Origin of the sequence: Streptococcus timonensis (assembly GCF_047460355.1) — a bacterium.
Classification (GTDB): domain Bacteria; phylum Bacillota; class Bacilli; order Lactobacillales; family Streptococcaceae; genus Streptococcus; species Streptococcus timonensis_A.
Genome location: NZ_JASHGL010000001.1, coordinates 435,578 through 452,537, shown reverse-complemented (window position 1 = coordinate 452,537; position 16,960 = coordinate 435,578). Strand labels below are relative to the sequence as shown.

Annotated in this window: 28 protein-coding genes and 1 pseudogene; 24 read left to right on the top strand and 5 right to left on the bottom strand. The window is 34.4% G+C overall.

What is annotated here, in order from left to right:
* Window positions 1–44 precede the first annotated feature (44 nt).
* The 23 genes and pseudogenes from QM941_RS02240 to QM941_RS02130 all read left to right on the top strand — a co-directional run bounded on the left by QM941_RS02240 (window position 45) and on the right by QM941_RS02130 (window position 11,268).
* On the top strand, window positions 45–368 hold the full coding sequence (locus tag QM941_RS02240; protein ID WP_414338394.1) for a sel1 repeat family protein: 324 nt from the start codon (window positions 45–47) through the stop codon (window positions 366–368).
* Window positions 369–653: 285 nt separating this feature from the next.
* Window positions 654–1,034 carry a hypothetical protein gene (locus QM941_RS02235; protein WP_414338392.1) on the top strand — a complete coding sequence of 127 codons (381 nt, stop codon included), beginning with the start codon at window positions 654–656 and terminating at the stop codon, window positions 1,032–1,034.
* 285 nt (window positions 1,035–1,319) lie between these two features.
* The gene (locus tag QM941_RS02230) at window positions 1,320–1,565 is read left to right on the top strand and encodes a hypothetical protein (protein ID WP_414338389.1); all 246 of its coding nucleotides are present in this window, start codon (window positions 1,320–1,322) and stop codon (window positions 1,563–1,565) included.
* Window positions 1,566–1,669: 104 nt separating this feature from the next.
* The gene (locus QM941_RS02225) at window positions 1,670–1,990 is read left to right on the top strand and encodes a hypothetical protein (RefSeq protein ID WP_414338387.1); all 321 of its coding nucleotides are present in this window, start codon (window positions 1,670–1,672) and stop codon (window positions 1,988–1,990) included.
* Window positions 1,977–2,390, top strand: coding sequence for a DUF4279 domain-containing protein (locus QM941_RS02220; RefSeq protein WP_340279520.1), 414 nt, complete (start codon window positions 1,977–1,979; stop codon window positions 2,388–2,390). The genes QM941_RS02225 and QM941_RS02220 overlap by 14 nt, the downstream gene beginning before the upstream one ends.
* Before the next feature lie 96 nt (window positions 2,391–2,486).
* Window positions 2,487–2,939, top strand: a complete 453-nt coding sequence (locus QM941_RS02215; RefSeq protein WP_075567210.1) for a hypothetical protein — start codon at window positions 2,487–2,489, stop codon at window positions 2,937–2,939.
* 68 nt (window positions 2,940–3,007) lie between these two features.
* On the top strand, window positions 3,008–3,592 hold the full coding sequence (locus QM941_RS02210) for a hypothetical protein (RefSeq protein WP_414338383.1): 585 nt from the start codon (window positions 3,008–3,010) through the stop codon (window positions 3,590–3,592).
* 23 nt (window positions 3,593–3,615) lie between these two features.
* Entirely contained in the window at window positions 3,616–4,020 is a 405-nt protein-coding gene (locus QM941_RS02205; RefSeq protein WP_414338380.1) for an NTF2 fold immunity protein, read from the top strand.
* A gap of 61 nt (window positions 4,021–4,081) precedes the next feature.
* Window positions 4,082–4,582 carry an SMI1/KNR4 family protein gene (locus QM941_RS02200; protein ID WP_414338377.1) on the top strand — a complete coding sequence of 167 codons (501 nt, stop codon included), beginning with the start codon at window positions 4,082–4,084 and terminating at the stop codon, window positions 4,580–4,582.
* Window positions 4,583–4,627: 45 nt separating this feature from the next.
* Window positions 4,628–4,777, top strand: a complete 150-nt coding sequence (locus tag QM941_RS02195; protein WP_414338374.1) for an RHS domain-containing protein — start codon at window positions 4,628–4,630, stop codon at window positions 4,775–4,777.
* Window positions 4,778–4,900: 123 nt separating this feature from the next.
* Window positions 4,901–4,984, top strand: a pseudogene (locus QM941_RS02190) (RHS repeat-associated core domain-containing protein); the annotation flags it as partial.
* A 387-nt stretch (window positions 4,985–5,371) separates the two neighbouring features.
* Entirely contained in the window at window positions 5,372–5,695 is a 324-nt protein-coding gene (locus QM941_RS02185; protein ID WP_414338372.1) for a hypothetical protein, read from the top strand.
* On the top strand, window positions 5,695–5,901 hold the full coding sequence (locus QM941_RS02180; protein WP_414338371.1) for a hypothetical protein: 207 nt from the start codon (window positions 5,695–5,697) through the stop codon (window positions 5,899–5,901). Before QM941_RS02185 ends, QM941_RS02180 begins: the two co-directional genes overlap by 1 nt.
* 21 nt (window positions 5,902–5,922) lie before the next feature.
* Window positions 5,923–6,273, top strand: a complete 351-nt coding sequence (locus QM941_RS02175; protein WP_414338369.1) for a hypothetical protein — start codon at window positions 5,923–5,925, stop codon at window positions 6,271–6,273.
* A gap of 110 nt (window positions 6,274–6,383) precedes the next feature.
* Complete coding sequence (locus tag QM941_RS02170) at window positions 6,384–6,899, top strand: SMI1/KNR4 family protein (RefSeq protein ID WP_414338366.1); 516 nt, start codon at window positions 6,384–6,386, stop codon at window positions 6,897–6,899.
* Window positions 6,900–7,175: 276 nt separating this feature from the next.
* Window positions 7,176–7,412, top strand: a complete 237-nt coding sequence (locus tag QM941_RS02165; protein WP_285338235.1) for an RHS repeat domain-containing protein — start codon at window positions 7,176–7,178, stop codon at window positions 7,410–7,412.
* A 35-nt stretch (window positions 7,413–7,447) separates the two neighbouring features.
* Window positions 7,448–8,029 carry an Imm26 family immunity protein gene (locus tag QM941_RS02160; protein WP_414338363.1) on the top strand — a complete coding sequence of 194 codons (582 nt, stop codon included), beginning with the start codon at window positions 7,448–7,450 and terminating at the stop codon, window positions 8,027–8,029.
* Window positions 8,030–8,097: 68 nt separating this feature from the next.
* Window positions 8,098–8,472: a hypothetical protein gene (locus tag QM941_RS02155; protein ID WP_414338360.1), complete on the top strand. Its 375-nt coding sequence runs from the start codon at window positions 8,098–8,100 to the stop codon at window positions 8,470–8,472.
* A gap of 52 nt (window positions 8,473–8,524) precedes the next feature.
* Window positions 8,525–9,025: an SMI1/KNR4 family protein gene (locus tag QM941_RS02150; protein WP_414338358.1), complete on the top strand. Its 501-nt coding sequence runs from the start codon at window positions 8,525–8,527 to the stop codon at window positions 9,023–9,025.
* A gap of 143 nt (window positions 9,026–9,168) precedes the next feature.
* On the top strand, window positions 9,169–9,543 hold the full coding sequence (locus QM941_RS02145) for an RHS repeat-associated core domain-containing protein (protein WP_142557630.1): 375 nt from the start codon (window positions 9,169–9,171) through the stop codon (window positions 9,541–9,543).
* Window positions 9,544–9,633: 90 nt separating this feature from the next.
* Complete coding sequence (locus QM941_RS02140; RefSeq protein ID WP_142557632.1) at window positions 9,634–9,960, top strand: hypothetical protein; 327 nt, start codon at window positions 9,634–9,636, stop codon at window positions 9,958–9,960.
* Between the two features lie 133 nt (window positions 9,961–10,093).
* Window positions 10,094–10,390 (top strand): hypothetical protein, encoded by a 297-nt coding sequence (locus tag QM941_RS02135; RefSeq protein ID WP_414338355.1) that lies wholly within the window; start codon window positions 10,094–10,096, stop codon window positions 10,388–10,390.
* A gap of 302 nt (window positions 10,391–10,692) precedes the next feature.
* Entirely contained in the window at window positions 10,693–11,268 is a 576-nt protein-coding gene (locus QM941_RS02130) for a hypothetical protein (protein WP_414338353.1), read from the top strand.
* A gap of 227 nt (window positions 11,269–11,495) precedes the next feature.
* On the opposite strand, the gene ftsY is transcribed toward QM941_RS02130, so the two are convergent.
* From ftsY to QM941_RS02115, 3 genes are read right to left on the bottom strand one after another with little or no spacing between them, the layout of a single operon-like run.
* Window positions 11,496–12,854 carry a signal recognition particle-docking protein FtsY gene (ftsY, locus tag QM941_RS02125; RefSeq protein WP_414338351.1) on the bottom strand — a complete coding sequence of 453 codons (1,359 nt, stop codon included), beginning with the start codon at window positions 12,852–12,854 and terminating at the stop codon, window positions 11,496–11,498.
* Between the two features lie 3 nt (window positions 12,855–12,857).
* Complete coding sequence (locus QM941_RS02120; RefSeq protein ID WP_414338349.1) at window positions 12,858–13,676, bottom strand: Cof-type HAD-IIB family hydrolase; 819 nt, start codon at window positions 13,674–13,676, stop codon at window positions 12,858–12,860.
* Complete coding sequence (locus QM941_RS02115; RefSeq protein ID WP_414338346.1) at window positions 13,676–14,467, bottom strand: Cof-type HAD-IIB family hydrolase; 792 nt, start codon at window positions 14,465–14,467, stop codon at window positions 13,676–13,678. The genes QM941_RS02120 and QM941_RS02115 overlap by 1 nt, the downstream gene beginning before the upstream one ends.
* 333 nt (window positions 14,468–14,800) lie before the next feature.
* On the opposite strand from QM941_RS02115, the gene QM941_RS02110 reads away from it, so the two are divergent.
* Window positions 14,801–15,268 carry an 8-oxo-dGTP diphosphatase gene (locus QM941_RS02110; RefSeq protein ID WP_414338344.1) on the top strand — a complete coding sequence of 156 codons (468 nt, stop codon included), beginning with the start codon at window positions 14,801–14,803 and terminating at the stop codon, window positions 15,266–15,268.
* Window positions 15,269–15,493: 225 nt separating this feature from the next.
* Here the strand turns inward: QM941_RS02110 and QM941_RS02105 are convergent, their stop codons facing one another.
* Entirely contained in the window at window positions 15,494–16,072 is a 579-nt protein-coding gene (locus QM941_RS02105) for an HD domain-containing protein (RefSeq protein WP_414338342.1), read from the bottom strand.
* 172 nt (window positions 16,073–16,244) lie between these two features.
* Window positions 16,245–16,904: a trimeric intracellular cation channel family protein gene (locus QM941_RS02100; RefSeq protein WP_049530871.1), complete on the bottom strand. Its 660-nt coding sequence runs from the start codon at window positions 16,902–16,904 to the stop codon at window positions 16,245–16,247.
* Window positions 16,905–16,960 lie beyond the last annotated feature (56 nt).

The following is a 16,960-nucleotide window of genomic DNA, read 5'->3' as shown; positions in this document are numbered from 1 at the left end:
ACACCTTTAATATCATGTAAACAACATCCAGAAAGAACTTTAAAATGACTAACTTTATATCAACAGGTAGTACTTATTGGATTTCAGATGAAGAAATTCATATTCTCGAAGAGAACGCCACTAATGGAGATAAAAATTCAGCATTCAAATTATATCAATACCATATGTTTGTATCTTTAGATCAAGATTTGGAATTTAAATGGCTAGAGATAGCGGCAAAAAATGGACATCCAATTGCCCAATCCAATTTAGCCGATTTATTTTTCACACAAGGCGATAAAGAAAGAGCCATATTTTGGGCAAAAAAGACATATAGAAATGGTGCCAAACTACCAGACGAATTAAAAATATTGATAAATATCAATTAATTAATAAGATTTAGCTGATTATCGTTACAAACCTAAAACTTCTAGAGGGAAATCAGTAACATTAGTTGCTTGACAAACAGGAAAAGGGGACAATTCATTTGCTCAAAAATTGGCTAATGAATTAAAAGCACCTATACGTGGTGCAACAGAAAATGTTAGTGCAGTTACAGGAGAGGTTTTAAATGGAGGTAAATATGTTACAATTAAGCCATAAAATCCTTGAATTTATTTTTTAAAAGTGCTTTTCTAACGTCTTATAATAACTCATACAGTAAGGATAGAGACATGAAATCTAATGCCAACATTTCAATAAATGACAGTATGTATATTTCTAAAACTGATCTGGAAAAGTTAAAAATTGATGCTTCCTCTGGCAATAGTCAAGCAGCATCAAAATTAGCTAATTATTTTGCTTTTTATGAATTTAACAATGATAAATTTATATTTTGGTTAATTCGATCAGCCGAATTAGGTAATACTCAAGCACAATATGATTTGGCATATATATTCTTTGATCATTACCAAGACAGTAAAGACAAAAACAAATTAGACGAAGCGGAAAAATTGGCTCTACTTGCTCAAAAAAATGGGATGTCTATTACTAACCTACTCACTGATATACATAATGAAAAGCAGAATTCTAAACATAAACATGAAAACAAATAGTTAAAATAAAAAACTAACCAAGCTAGCGTATAAATCCCTGAGTAAACATGGGGTGAATTAAGTAAGCCGTAGCCCGCACAAAACCTCCAATCCTGACGTGGGGCTGCGGTACGCACGTACGCAATTTCGCCTATCGAAGCCCCATCACTGGAGCCTGCATTCTAGAATGTGACTTTCAACATGGAGAAGTTGAAAAATATGATAACGAGGAAAACACCTTGGCGCAGTTTCCTCTAAGACTGGCAAACAATTAAAAGACTCTATTAAAAACAGAAGGATAGAACCGTGAAAAAAACCATCAGATTTATATCAAAATTCGAAAAAAATGGAGAAAAATTTATTGAGGTTATAAATTTTAAGAATGAACCATCTCTTAATTTTCTACAAAAAATTTTTCGTGAAACTAGCCCGATGTATGAAGAATATTGGATATCAAATGAAGTTGCAAAAATAATCGAACCTTATTTATGCGAAAAATTAGACATAAATAATTATGACTACTTCTTGTCTTACGAAGAAGATATTATTTAAGCAAAATTCAAAAATCATATTTATAGATAGCGCATATCGTCCTTCTACTTGCAAAACCAATATGCCGATGCCACATTACAATTTCTTCAGGTACTATGAGCCTGATGCGGGTCGGTTTGTGGGGAGGAAGCAATTTTTATAACTATCCTCAAAATGTAAAAGCTTGGGTAGATTTATATAGATTGTCGTCTAGTTGTAATGACGGAGGTACAAAAGATAGTAAACTAATTAACCAAAAAGAATTGAACCGGATTTTAGATCAAATAGGCACAGATCCACATGCGTTTAAAGGTGATTATGTTGGTAAACGAGCCGTATCTCATTATGATGTTTATAAACAAAATAAAACTGGAGAACATTTATTAAGAAGAAAAAATTCTTCTGAATTTATTAGAACAGGAACTGGTTGCGATGATGCTGAATAATTTAATTGAAGTAACATTTTATATGGAATCAAATGATTACATCAACATGAAAGAAATAGACAAAATACTTAATATTAAAAATGCTGAATTTTATAGCAAGGGAGATTTATTTACATCACCAAACCAAAAGATTCAATTTGTAATTGAACACTCTTACTATTCTTTTGGCATAGATAAAGAGGAAAATTTAAAGGAAAAAATTAATAAAATTATAAAAACAATAGAAAGCATAAAGAAGGATTTAAATTACATATTTAAAAAATATAAACTAAATAAAGAGCTTATAATATACAGCTGGGGTACCGATGAGGCCACTCGTGAATATAAAATCTCCTTAAATCAAATTCAATTATTATCTGAGTTAGGAATAGAGTTAAAAATCATTCATTATAATATTTAGTAAGCGTGGGTTAGGTCGAGTCCCACCAAATATCAAGGGTATCTGATATCAATTTTCAGACAACCTTGTTTCATTTTTATTGAGGAGTTGTATGCTATGAATTTAGATGCCGTTAATCCAGAATTAGAATCAAAGATTAATGATTTAGTCTGTGAGGCTTATAATAAACCTTTTTTAGAACAAGAAAAGTTATTAAAAGAAGCATTTGAGCTAATACCCAAGCCAGTAACTCAATGGGCGCATCCAACGACAATGGTTACGATTGCTTTGTTTGAGTTGTATTATAAAAATCAAAAATATGAACAGGCTAAGGAATGGCTGAGTATTGCTTTAAGTGTCGCTGACTTAGGAACCACTAATGCAGGGACGTACCTGTTAGCTGGTATTTTTTATTATGACCTTGGAAAATATGATGAAGCTTATAAATATTTTGATATTGCTTATAATGATGCTGGATATTATCCATTTAGTATTGAGGACAAAAAATATTGGCAGTTTTATAAGCAACGTAAAGACGAATTAAATCCTAAGAAAAAAACCAAAAAGTAAGATTGCACTGCACCTCAAAAATTAAAAAATCAGGTAAGAAATGCCCTTAAATTTTTAGGAGAATTTAAATGAAAAAAAATGGATACGTTAATTTTAACTTTTTAGATAGTAAACCAAATATAAATAATATATTAGTTGGGCTAGATTTAGACTATTCAAATAAAGTGATAGCGCCAGATGGTCATGAGTTAGCATTGGTTGCTTTTATACCAATTGAAAATCTATTAACTATTGCACCTCAATTTAAAACAGATTTTCAGGATAAGGAATATAAAGATAAAGCAATTTACGTTTTTTCTTATTATGATAAAGAAGATTATTTTCTTGACTACATTACTGAAATTGACGATGCTATTCAAGGATACACGAGAGTTATCATCGGAGATAAACATCAGTTCAAGTTTAACCTAGATAAATTTTATCCAATTAATCCTATTGAGAATTTAGATGAAATGAGTTTTTTAGGAGGACGACCTGAATATTTACAGCAAGAGAGTGATGATTTTCTAGAAAAATATATTTTCATAGGTCAAATCTTAGGAATGGATCTACCTGAAAAAGTAAATGAAATTTTTTATCTAACTGAGAACATCGGATATATTTTTATTAATCGAGATCTATCTGGTGGATTATTCTTCGTACAAACAACTTAAACAAAACTAAAAAGGATTGAATTATGAATGAAAGTATTGAAACTGTATTAAATAGTTTTCTGATGGAAATGTATAAATGGGAAGATAATGCTAATAAGCATATTGATGCAGGCACAGATATTCCTGATGAGATATTGAAACAAACACTAAAGGAAATATACGATAAATACCTAACAGATAAACCAAGAAAAATGGGTAAGTTAGAATGTATGACTGTTAACTACCCTCCAACATTCAATCCGAACAACGAGAAAATCATTGAAATAGAAGAAAAAGGTAGCTCTATAACTGTAAAAAGTGATGTGCTTTACGCTGGAATGGAAACACAAAGACTTTATAAATTTAAAAAACAGGCAGGTCTCTGGAAATTAGATAATGTAAAAGAATTTGATAGTTATGATGGGAAATGGTATTCTATACATATCTAAATTAAAGTAATTATAGCAAGCCATAGCCTGAACAAAAACTCTCAGTCCTAAGGAGTATTTTATGAAAATCAAAGAATTAATTGAAAAATTAGAACAAAAAAGTAGCCATCAATTTTTGAAAGCAGTATCAAAACCAGAATTTCCTTTTCCTTTGCCACAAGATTTAGAATTCTTTTATGAAAATTATGAATATGCTATTCTCAATATTGATACTTCTTGTGAGATAAGAATAAGTTCACTTTCAGAATTGCAACAAACAAACCAAATTCTATATCCAGCTGATGATGTTATTTGGGAGGAGTTGGCAGATGATATCAGTAATGATTGGGTCATGATTGCATCTTCACAAGAGCTCGGTCAATATATCAGTATAGATTTAAATGAAAAAAGATTTGGTTTTTGTTATGATAGTTTTATAGAAACTCATGCTACACCTGATGAGTCTCCCATTATTGCTAAATCATTTACAGAACTACTGGAAAAATTGGTTTCAAATGAAAAAGAATGGTTTTGGTTAGATTCTTCTTTTCAAAGCTATGGTGATGCTTATGAAGATGAATAAGTAAGTTGTAGCCCGCATGAAACTTTCAATCCTGACATAGGGCACGTGAGATACGCACATGTACACAACTGGACCAACGAAGAAAGTGAAAGCGTCCAACAAGCCCACTACTTCCACTGCGACCAAATCGGCATCCCGAGAAAGATGACCGATAAGGACGGCAATCTGTTGTGGTACGGAGAATACACCGGCTAGGGTCGTCTGAAAGAGGAAACCAAGGTTGCGGATAGCGCATACCAGCCCTTCCGCCTGTAAAACCAATATGCTGACCGTGAGACAGAGTTCCACTATAACTTCTTCAGGTACTACGAGCCTGATGAGGATCGGTTTGTGAATCAGGAGCCGATTGGATTGTGGGGAGGGGAGAATTTATATGCTTTTGCGCCGAATACGCAGAAGTAGTTTGATCCGCTCGGATTATCTAATGCTCCAGGTGCCTGTAATAATCCATGTGATAATGATTCCTTAGATTGGACTTCTCATGGAGGAAAACATGTTCCCCCTAAAAATTCTGGTCTAAAATCCGAAAAGCTACAAAAAATGGTGAACCTGCAAAATATAAACCTAAAATTCATAGTGAATCATTAGAAAGAATAGCTTGAACAAAAGGAACTCTAGTTTCACCATTTGGAAAAAACGTACATTATAAAGTATATGATTCCGGAAAAATTATTGGTGCATCAGAAGGGATAGATACAACATACATACGAGTTGAATGCTCTCAAGGAGTAATACATGGACATCCAATTACAAAAAAAGAAAAGTTGAAAAGATTAGGAGCAATTTGAAATGGTACCTAAAATTGATTTTAAAGATGGCATTATTACTTATGACCATTTATTTTGGTTATTCAATGACACTAATGGATTAATCAATAAACTTGAATTTGAAGAAGATTTATTACAAGTACAGTTCTTTAATGAAAAATATATTTTAGATGTTGGGTGGTATTCCCATATCGGTAGAAATGGAAAATTCAAAGTTTACGTAGTTAAAAATTGTGATTGGCAAAATCCATTATTTATAAAATCTGATAACACAATTAATGATTTAATTACCACTATAGAACAAGGAATTAAATGTATATATGCTCATGAGCATATACAACAATAATGGCAGGTGAGGTAGGAAGTCTCAACAATTCCACAAAGTTATCCAACCTGATCCACCGCGAACTGGCCGACTGCGAAGTGCTGAACTATTTCTACGATTTGCACGACCAACTGATTAAAGCGAAAATCTTCAAAAAAGAACTCGTAAAGCACCTCGCCCAGCTGGAAAAAAACTACAAACACCTCCACCTAGAAAATATTAAGTAACAATATGATAAGGAATTGTTTATGGAAATTATTTCAATAAATACGTATTACAAAATAGAAGATGATATTCTTACTATTGCATTTGCAGATAGTGACAAACCTAACCCTGATAATTACTTAATCTTGCAAAGAGAAGTTGATGACTTAGAATACTATTATTATGAAATAAACAGTCAGCAATATTCAGGAATAGGTGGTTTTAAAAGGGTAGAAATTTATTCTGATAAATTAGTTATTTATTTTCAAGAGAAACAAAAAATTTATCAAAATAGTATTGAAAATCTAATTATTACTTATAAACCTGATAAAAGATTAAATGAATTTATTGAGTATATTTTTGGGGAATCTGATTGCGAAGTCGTAGTTTACTAAATTTAAAAAATAATGACGGCATAGCTACAATATCTAAAAAAATAATAAAAGGATTAGGAAAATATTGAAGGAAATATCTTTCTATCAAAAAAATTATGGAGGATACTTTTATGTTCAAATCAAAATTATTTCCCGAGGATTTTTTTAATATATGTATTAAGCGTAAAGTAGAAATTAAAAAGTTAGATAAACTTCCTAAGCTGGATAATAACTATTTGTTATTTATTACTAAGTATCAGGGGGTAGAGATAATACCTGATATTTCCCTTTTTAATTATGAAGAGGCTTTAAATGAAAATAGATACTTAGAGTGCAATTATCCCGAAATATCAAGGTGTTTTTGGAGTATTGGACAAGCAGGACAGGGAGATGGATGGTTTTTAAATAAAATAGATAATACCATTTTTCATTATAATCATGATAGTGGAGAATATACCAAATCTGGATTTACAAATTTAGGGATAGATTTCTCACAATTTATCCAGTTGGCTTTGTTATACAGAGATTTAGAATACCTATTAGATGAAGGAGAGACACTTACGGAAAATATAAAAACTGAGTTTATATATTCAGTAAATAGTATAAGCAATAATTTGTTTAATGTTTATCCATTTAAATATTTTTAATTGGAATATTCAATAAATTTATTAAGTAAGCCGTAGTCCGCATAAACTTTCAGTCCTGACGTAGGGCATGTACGTTTCGCACGCAAGTGCTTTCGTTTTTCAGACGACCTCTAAGAGGAAAACGGATTCGTTTGGGACGGCAGATATACCTATATCTACACCGTTCCCGACAGCTACGACCCCTTGGCGCAAGTCCACGACTGGACAACTGAAGACGGCGAAAGCTGACAACAAACCCACTACTTCCACTGCTACCAAATCGGCATCCCGAGAGAAATGACCGATGGTGAAGGCAACCTGGTTTGGTTCGGGGATTATTATGGTTGGGGTAAACTGAAGAGCGAAACGAACGTAACGGGCACGGCGCACCAACCCTTCCGATTGCAAAACCAATATGCCGACCTCGAGACGGGGCTGCATTACAACTTCTTCAGTTATTACGAGCCTGAGGCGGGTCGGTTTGTTAATGAAGAGACCATATTCTCAAAAATGGTTGTAAAAATCTTCCAATAATTTGACATTATATGCTATAGAAAAGGAAAAGTATTATGAAAATATTTAATTGGGAAAAAAACAAGACTTTATATAGATATCTTAAGAATGGTGATTTATTTTGCTTTAAAATAGCTGATAAATTATTCGGTTACGGTAGAATAATCGCTAAAAATAAACTTGGTGCCACTGTAGGAATTTTTGATTTGTTTACTTCAAGCCCAGTTGAGTCATTTGATTATAAAAATGCTGGAAATTACCCAATTTTATTCAAAACCGTTTTAGACTGTCATACCTTATTTGAATCAAAGCTAGAGTCAGACTGGCGGATAATTGCTCAAGATCCCGATTACCAAGATCCAACCCCAAGTGAAATTACTTCCATTAATCCTGCTTTAGGAGTGGCTCACAATGCAGATTTTTCCATTGCACAAAAAATGGATGAAGAGGAAGGTAAACAAAGAATACTCGAGAGAATTGAATTACGTGAAACACCAAGAAGTCATTATCATATCCTAAGTCTGCTTATTCGTTATAAACCAGAAATTTTTAATTTACCTATTGAATCATTTGAAGAATTTGGAGATTTTATTTCGGATGAGTTTCAAAAAATTCACCACAGGAATTTAAAAGCGTAAAAAGCAAGATGTAGCCTGCATACATATAGAGTGCATACCTCAAGACACGCACGCAACCTTTTGTTCCAATGACTTATCAGGGCTGTTTGTTCCGTTTGCTGGAAGTGGATGAAGACGATGAGGAACCGGTATTGTTTGAGAGCGAAGAGATTTTGTTCAGCAAAAATCCGGATGGGCATTACGTTTTTGCTTCGCTGGACGGTTCGATAGCGCTTCGCTTTGCGCCTTTGGTGGTCGTGGAAGACGGTTCTGATGTGTGTCGATTTGTGAAGCAGGATCCTATCTTACTATTAGGTGGGAGCAATTTGTATAGTTTTACTTCTAATACAAATACATGGTGGAATCTCACTCCTGTGAAACACCCTCATACTGGAACTATACACGGTACTGGGTCTGCCCTACGAACACATTTGCCATATAGCACCCTCAACAAGAATAATTAACTAGATTGTTTCTAGATAATAGATACAAAAATTGAACGAAGGATATTAATTTATGGATAATTTCAAAAAAATTCTTGTAGATATACAAGATTTAATCAAATCTAGTAATGGAAACTTAATTAATTATGGAAAATCAAATTTTATTTTTAAAAAAAGATATGATGTTTCTTTAGATGAGATAAATGATTTTGAAAAAAAATATAAAGTCACATTCCCTAGAATATATAGAGAATTTCTTCTAACAGTAGGATCTTGTACTTTGTTTCAAGATGAGTTACTACCTGGATTCGATTTTTTAGCTCCTAACGAGCTTTATGATTGGTCACAACAAGTTTTTGAAGGAACTGATTGTAATTTATTCCCTAATATCTTAATTACTATTTCCATTCCAAGAACTGGCGATCAAGCTGGTTTCCTTCTTACAAAAGAAAATGAAAATTTTGGTGTTTTTTTTCCTGATATTCCTCCTGAAGAGTGGGAAGAGGATACTGAATTTGAGAAATTTGAAAACTGGCTAGAAAACTTGATGAAAGAAAAACTAGAGGAAATTTAAAAAATTTTGAATAACCAATTGAAAAAAATATTTATTATTTAGAAAATCTAACAAAAATAATACCATGCCGTCTGAAAACACTATCCTAAACCTTTTCAGACGATCTCGAAACCCCAACCCACTTCGTTTGGGACGGCAGCCATTTGCTACAGGAAGTACACCCGAACAGCAGGTATATCTATATCTACACCGATCCCGACAGCTACGAACCTTTGGCACAGTTACACAACCGAACCAACGAAGACGGAGAAAGCCACCAACAAACCCACTACTTCCAGTGCGACCAAATCAGCATCCTGAGGGAGATAACGGACATCCACGGCAATCTCTTATTTTACGGCGAATACACCACCTGGGGGCGTCTGAAAGAAGAAACCAGAGTAACGGATAACGCATACCAGTCCTTCCGATTGCAAAACCAATATGCTGACCGTGAGACAGAGCACCACTACAACTTCTTCAGGTACTATGAGCTTGACTACGGAAGATTCACCAATCAGGATCCGATTGGGTTGTGAGGTGGATTTAACTTTTTCCGATTTGCGCCGAATACTCAAAGTTGGATAGATCCAAGTGTAAATATAGCTTTTATACCGATTCTAATTGCGATGGGAGTGGATGCACTTCCAGGTGCCGCAACGGATGCAGGTATGCAAGTCGCTTCTAATGTAATTAATGGTAAAGAATGGAATGATATTGATTATGGAAGTGTGGCACTTGGATCTGGTATCGGTGCGATAACAGATCCTGTTTTAGGCAAAGCTGCAAAATTATGTGTTGGCAAGTGTCAAGCAAAAAATTTCTTTAAAGGGACAAGATACACAGAAAAAGTTAAAAACAGGCTTCATCAGGAGATTATCATAGTTGCCCTAAGGTTGTTGATAGTTTCTCAAGATATGGTAAAGTATCAAAAATTAAAGGTGATGATGGAATAACACGACAAAAACTAGAAATACCTGGAAGATATAAAGGAAAAGAAGGGGTTTTTGAATATATAAAAGAGTCAAATGGCAACATTAATCACCGTTGATTTAAACCTAATTAATAACCACTGGAGTATATTTATGAATGAATAAATTAATTAGCATTTATATTAATAATGGAGTCAGTTTATTTGAACAAGGAGAAAATACTGTAATTATACCTATAGAATTATCTAATGATATTATAGATATTTTAGAAAATTTAAATTTTTTTATTTTAGGAGGAGATTTATATAAAAAAAATAATAATAAATTTGAACATACCTATGATAATTGGTATTACGAAGGAAATATTCAAAGTGATAGTATTATAAATACTAGAGAATATCTAGATAACTTTAAAAATAATCAAAATTTATATGTATCATTTGTTTTCAAATAAAACTGTTAGCAAGCAGAGATTGAATTGAGCTCCTGCTTAAAGTGTCTGAAACAAAACCAACCGTACCAACCGCGACAAACTAGTCATGCCCAGCCACAAAAGCATACTTTCCCACACTGCCACCAAACCTGCCAGATCGCTGATGCATTCCTCCTCGGCTAGTATGGAGCCGCAGCTTTTATTCCGACTAATACGGAATAGGCTGGCTCGGCGAATGCTGGAGCGTGCCGGGCTGTCCGCACATCATCCGCAATGTGGCCGGATTGGTATCGAAAAAAGACGTAACATAGAAAGGTGCTAATATGGAAAAATATGAAGAAAAAGTAAAAAAGGAATTAGACAATTTAACAAATACACAAAGATTACTTTTTGGAGCATGTTGCATCGATAGAATTTTACATTTCATAGAAGATTTTGATAAATTTTTAGAAGAAAATCATATTAAAAGAGTAACTAAAGAACCATATTTTTCCTTATGTACTAAGTTGCTAGATAGAATATTTTTATATATTAGTATAAACAAAGAATTTACTCCTGATAAGATTAAAAAAACGTTGAATATATTAAATGAAATTATTCCTGACACAGAGGATTTTTCAGATAACGTGGCTATATTTACACAAAATTCTATGATAGGATTATCATATCTATATGATTTCGTAAATAATAATGAATTAATTTTTATTATAAATTGTAGTGATAAAGTAATTGAAACAATTGATATTATGTATTACGAAACAGATTATGAACAGCTTGATATGTATTATGAAGAAGATTATAAAATACAATTTAATTGTATTGAAATGATAAAAACAAGGACAGATATAGCCAAATTACGTAAATATAATCAATTAACTAGAGTGAATAATAAGCCGTAACCTTCGTACTGGGTGCGAAGGGTATGCATGCGTTTTTTTGTTCCAATATCCTATCAGGCCGTCTGATTCCCAACAAATTTCAGCCAACTTTCAGACGATCTTTGTTGTATTGCGTTCAACCGCCGCTACAGCAACGATCGCACCTGCAACCTGACATCGCCTATCGTAAGAATGGTCGACTAGAATAATCAAAAACAATCCTGCAAGAATTCTTGCAGGATTTTCTTTTATAGTAGACCTTCTAAAAGACCCTTCATAAAGTTTTCAGAATTGAATTCCCCGATATCATCGATTTTTTCACCAAAACCAATCAGCTTAACAGGAATATTGAGTTCTTCACGGATAGCAAGAACAACACCACCACGGGCAGTTCCGTCAATTTTAGTAAGTACAATACCAGTGACAGGTGTAATTTTTGAAAACTCTTTAGCTTGTACTAGAGCATTTTGTCCTGTTGAAGCATCCAAAGCTAGGAAGGTTTCATGAGGGGCTTCTGGCACAACACGTTTGATGATACGGCCAATTTTTTCCAACTCAGCCATCAAGTTTTCTTTGTTTTGCAAACGACCAGCTGTATCAATCATCAAAATATCAATACCTTCTGCTACTGCTCGCTCCATCCCATCAAAGACAACGCTGGCTGGATCTGCTTTCTCAGGACCAGTTACGACAGGAACATCTACACGACGACCCCATTCTGCTAACTGAGCAACCGCACCAGCACGGAAGGTATCTGCTGCAACCAGCATGACTTTCTTGCCAGCTTGTTTGTAGCGGTGTGCCAATTTCCCGATAGAAGTTGTTTTCCCGACACCATTGACACCTACAAAGAGCATGACTGTCAAACCATCTTGGAAGTTAATACTTTCATTGTAGTTTCCATCTTTTTCATAGAGCTCCACCAATTTCTCAATGATAACACGACGAAGGGCTTCTGGTTTCTTAGCATTCTCAAGCTTGGCCTCATAGCGTAATTCTTCAGTAAGATTTGAAGCTACCTGAACACCAACGTCACTCATGATCAGTAGCTCTTCTAGTTCTTCGAAAAACTCTTCATCAACTGAGCGGAAATTAGCAAAAAAGGCATTTAAACGGGCACCAAATCCTGTACGAGTTTTCTTGAGACTACGATCATACTTTTCCTGTACAGTCTCTTCGACCTGAGGAGTTTCTTCGATTGCTTGGTTTGCTTCCTCTTCTTCAAAAACTTCTGTTTCTGCTTCGTTTGATTGAGGCTGAACAATTTCTTTCTCGTCACTATCATTTGAAGTAATCTCTTCAACATGAATCGATTCCTCTCGAGGACTTTCTACCTCTTGGACTTGATTTAACTCTTCTTGAGAAACCTTCACTTCGTCAACTGATTCGACAATAGTTACTTTGTCAACCTCTGCTTCAAATAAGCCTTCAACATTTTCTTCGGCTACAACAGTCACATCTTGCTCTTTGACTTCGATATTTTCAGATTCTAGCGTCTCAGTTTGCTGGCTATCATCCGATAAATCAATGTTTTCTAGAGCTTCTTTGACAACATCTTCAATTTTAGGTTCTTCTATTTTTCCAAATAAACGGTCAAATAATCCCATTCTTTAGTTCTCCTTCAGTACATATTTTTCAATTGCCCAGGCGACAGCTTCTTCATCATTAGTCATTGGTGTTACCACATTTGCCACAGCCTTAACTGCTGGAACAGCATTTTGCATAGCGACACCGAGACCGGCCCACTCAATCATCGAAAGGTCATTAGCTTCATCTCCGCAAGCCATGACTTGACTTTGGTCAATTCCCAGGTGTTCAATCAGTTTAGATAATCCTGTCGCCTTATGAACATTCTTTGGTGACCATTCTAGCAAGAGTTCACGTGATTTAAAAATTTCATATTGGTCGTATAATTCTGATGAAATCTTTTGAATAGCTGCATCCAAAGGCTCCTGAGGAAAGGCAGTCACACATTTATTGTATGTTACCTGACTAGACAAATCTTCAAAAGCAGTTGGAACAAAAGTTAGAGCCGGGTTAAACTGAGCATATAAACTTTCTTGGTCAGACTGAATCTGGTAAACTGTTCCTTCTGAAATTGCATCTAAGGGGATTCCTAATTTTTCAGTTTCTTCATAAATACGGCTCACATCATCAATTGAAAAGACTGTCTTATCAAGAATCTCACCTGTATTTTTCTGAACCAATCCACCGTTGAATGTGATAGTATATTCGTCATCACGGCCGTCTGTTCCAAGCTCTTTAAGGAAGAAATCCATAGCCTTGAGAGGACGTCCAGTTGTTAGAACTACCTTGACGCCCTGTTCACGCGCAGCCTTTAAAGTTGCCTTAGTACGATCAGTCAATTTCTTGTCTGTCGTCAGCAAGGTTCCATCCAAGTCTAAGGCAATTAATTGAATATCTGCCATTACAATCCCTCCATATAAGCAATAACTGATTGGTCTTTGTGATGTCCGATAACTGTTTCAGCTAGTTCTAAAATCTCTGGACGAGCATTTTCAGGCGCGACTGGGTGCCCTACAACTTGCATCATGTGCAGGTCATTAAGATTATCACCAAAGGCCATCACTTGGTCCATATCCAAATTCAATTTTTTTGCTAGCTCTACAATTGCAACTCCCTTGTCAACATGGTCTAAAACGATGTCAATGGATTCAAAGCCTGTCGTCATAGCCTTAACACCAGGCACATGTTCATTGACCCAAGCTTCTCCGGCTTCTACAGTCTCTTCAGTAAAGTTAGTTGTGAATTTGAAAATCTCATCGGTAATATCTTCTAGTCTGGCAACCTTTTGGATATTCTCATTATAATGATGACTAAACATAAGATAGGTTTCATCTACTGTGTCTAATACATAACAAGCTTTCTTACCAGTCAAGAGCATCTTTTTCTCATCAAAATAAGGTGAAGTCTTTAGCTTTTCAAATGTTGATAGGTAAAAATCACGAGGCATGGTTGCTTCATAAAGGTCCTCTCCATGAAAACGAACCAAACTACCATTTTCAGCAATAAAGATTATCTCATCTTTGACATCCGCAAAATGCTTTTCAAGTGACAAAAGCCCACGACCAGATGCAACAGCAAAATAGATTCCTTTTTCTTTATAAGAATGGAGCAACTTTTTCAGACGCTCCATATCAAATTGACCGGCACCATCCAAAAAAGTACCGTCCATATCCGTTGCTACTAATTTAATCATAAAATTCTTCATACTCCAATTAATAAATCTACCTTCTATTATACCATAGAAAAAGTAAAAAAAGACGTGCTGAATTGACACGTCTTTGTCTTCTATAAATAATCCCGTAGGGCCAATTTAAAGGCCAGGCTGATTTGCTTACCTTCTTTTATATCCAACCTCTCAACACTTTTCTTCCAAAGTCCTTGATTGAAGTCTATTCTGAGAGTTCATCAGCTATTGCGTAAAAATTATCAATCTTTGGCTGAGATACATTTGTCACAATCATAAATAGCATATAGTTCTTGACATATAATCTTGCATATGAAAAAATACTTGTTGGAGGTTAATAATATGACTGAAAAAATCAAAAACTGGGTTAATATTTGCGTTTTAAAAAATCAAGAAATTTTATTACTTAATAGACAGCACGATAATTTTCCTGGCTGGATTCCACCGGGGGGAAAAGTTGAATTCCCTGAAAGTTTTTTTGAAGCTGCATTGCGGGAACTTAAGGAAGAAACTGGACTCACTGCATTAAATCTTGAATTAAAAGGAATTTCAGGCTTTACTAATTCAATTGGTAATGAGAGATTTGTCTTCTATGACTTTTTATGTACTCAGTTTACTGGTGAACTAAGCACATCTGCTGAAGGTGAGCCAAAATGGTGGAATCTAAAAGATATTGATAAAATACCAATGCAAGATGAAATAAGAAAAAGGCTACCACTTTATTTAAGAAATGGAAGCTTTGAAAGTATTAACTATTGGGATGATAATAAGAAATGCATTAGTGAAAACAAAACAATTTTATTTGACTAATATTCTCTACGGTATAATCAAGGGTATCTAATAAAAATCATCTACTCTAGCAATTTTTTCCTTCTACCTATAGATAGCTATAAAGCCTTGGAAACAGCTTATTCCAAGGCTTTCTTTGTATTTTATTGTATCAATTTCCTTATTCCGATTTCAGTTGTGACAAGTTTAATCATATATATTTCCATTCTCCGGTTAAAATTCTATCTTCTATTGGGCTAACTGTTATTAAAAATATAAGCCTTTTTCCACACTTTCCTGAATCAAGTCTTCCGTCAGTTTCCATAATTCTTCTGATTCACTTTTTATGAACTTTTTCTTTTCTAATACCATGTCTGCACTGATATTATCAGGATTATAATTGAATTCTGACACTTCTAAGTGATTTATCAGTGGTACCAATGCATCGATCACTCTTGCATATCTTGCTTCAGCACTCTGCCCTTTTTCAAATTCCAACCACAAATTTTTCATATTCAAATATTTCTCTTCTGGAAGGAGGCTCATTGTTTTTTCTATAGATGCTAGTTCTCTATCATGAGAATGAAGCTTTTTTTCATCATCAAAAACCCAAGTATCTCCGGCATAAATCTCACCTAAATCATGAATCAATAACATAGGAATCACTTTTTCCATATCCAATTTTTTAGGATAATAATCTTGAAGAACCATTGCAGCTATGGCACCCTGCCAGGAATGCTCGGCACTATTTTCAAATCTGCCATCAAGAGTTCTATTAAATCTTGTCACTGACTTTAACTTCTCTATTTCTTTAATAAAATCAACAGAATGTTTCAAATTACTCATTGCTATTCCTACCTTATTCTAAATTACAAATATATTAGCAAAAATTAATCTTTACATCATTAATTTCCCGTATTTGCAAAAAAATAACGTCTAATCCACATGAGATTAGACGCTGATAAAATGACTATTTTAAACTTATTTACAGGTTTAGAATCAAACTTTCAGCCATTCATCAATTCAAGGTTCTCTTATCCATATTTGGCAAAGAGAGTCGGAATTTAATGATGCAGAGTCGAATCACAAAACCAACAATAGAAACAATGATAAAGACAGTGATTCTTGGAAAGTGAAGGACAAAGGCCAACCAGTAATAAATAACGCCAATTACGAAAGATAGAAGGGCATAGATGTCTTCTTTTAGAACACTTGGAACTTCATTGATCAGGAGATCTCGGATAATACCTCCACCTGCACCCGTTAAGCAGGCTAAAAGACCTGCAGACATCAAATTTAGCTTACTATCCACTAAGGCTGTCGCTCCAATCAAGGAAAAGATAATCAGCCCAATGGAGTCAAAGATGAGATAGGCTTCTCTCAGCCACTTATAGAACTTTTTTTCATGACTAGCATTGGCCTGTTTTGAGGTTACAAAGACATACATGATAACCGCTACAAGGATAGAGACATAAATCGGGCTGGGATCAGCAAGAGAGGAAGGAAAACGACTGATAATAGAATCTCTCAAAATCCCTCCGCCTACTGCCGTTACAATTGCCAATAAACTAATTCCAAAAATATCTAATCGTTTACCAAATCCTTTGATGGCTCCTGAAGCCGCGAAGGCTATAGTCCCAATATAATTACAGATCATTAGGAATAGGTCAAAATCCATATAAGCTCCTCAAATTATTTTTGTAACCCTCCGACTTCTTGAAGGTCATTCTACAT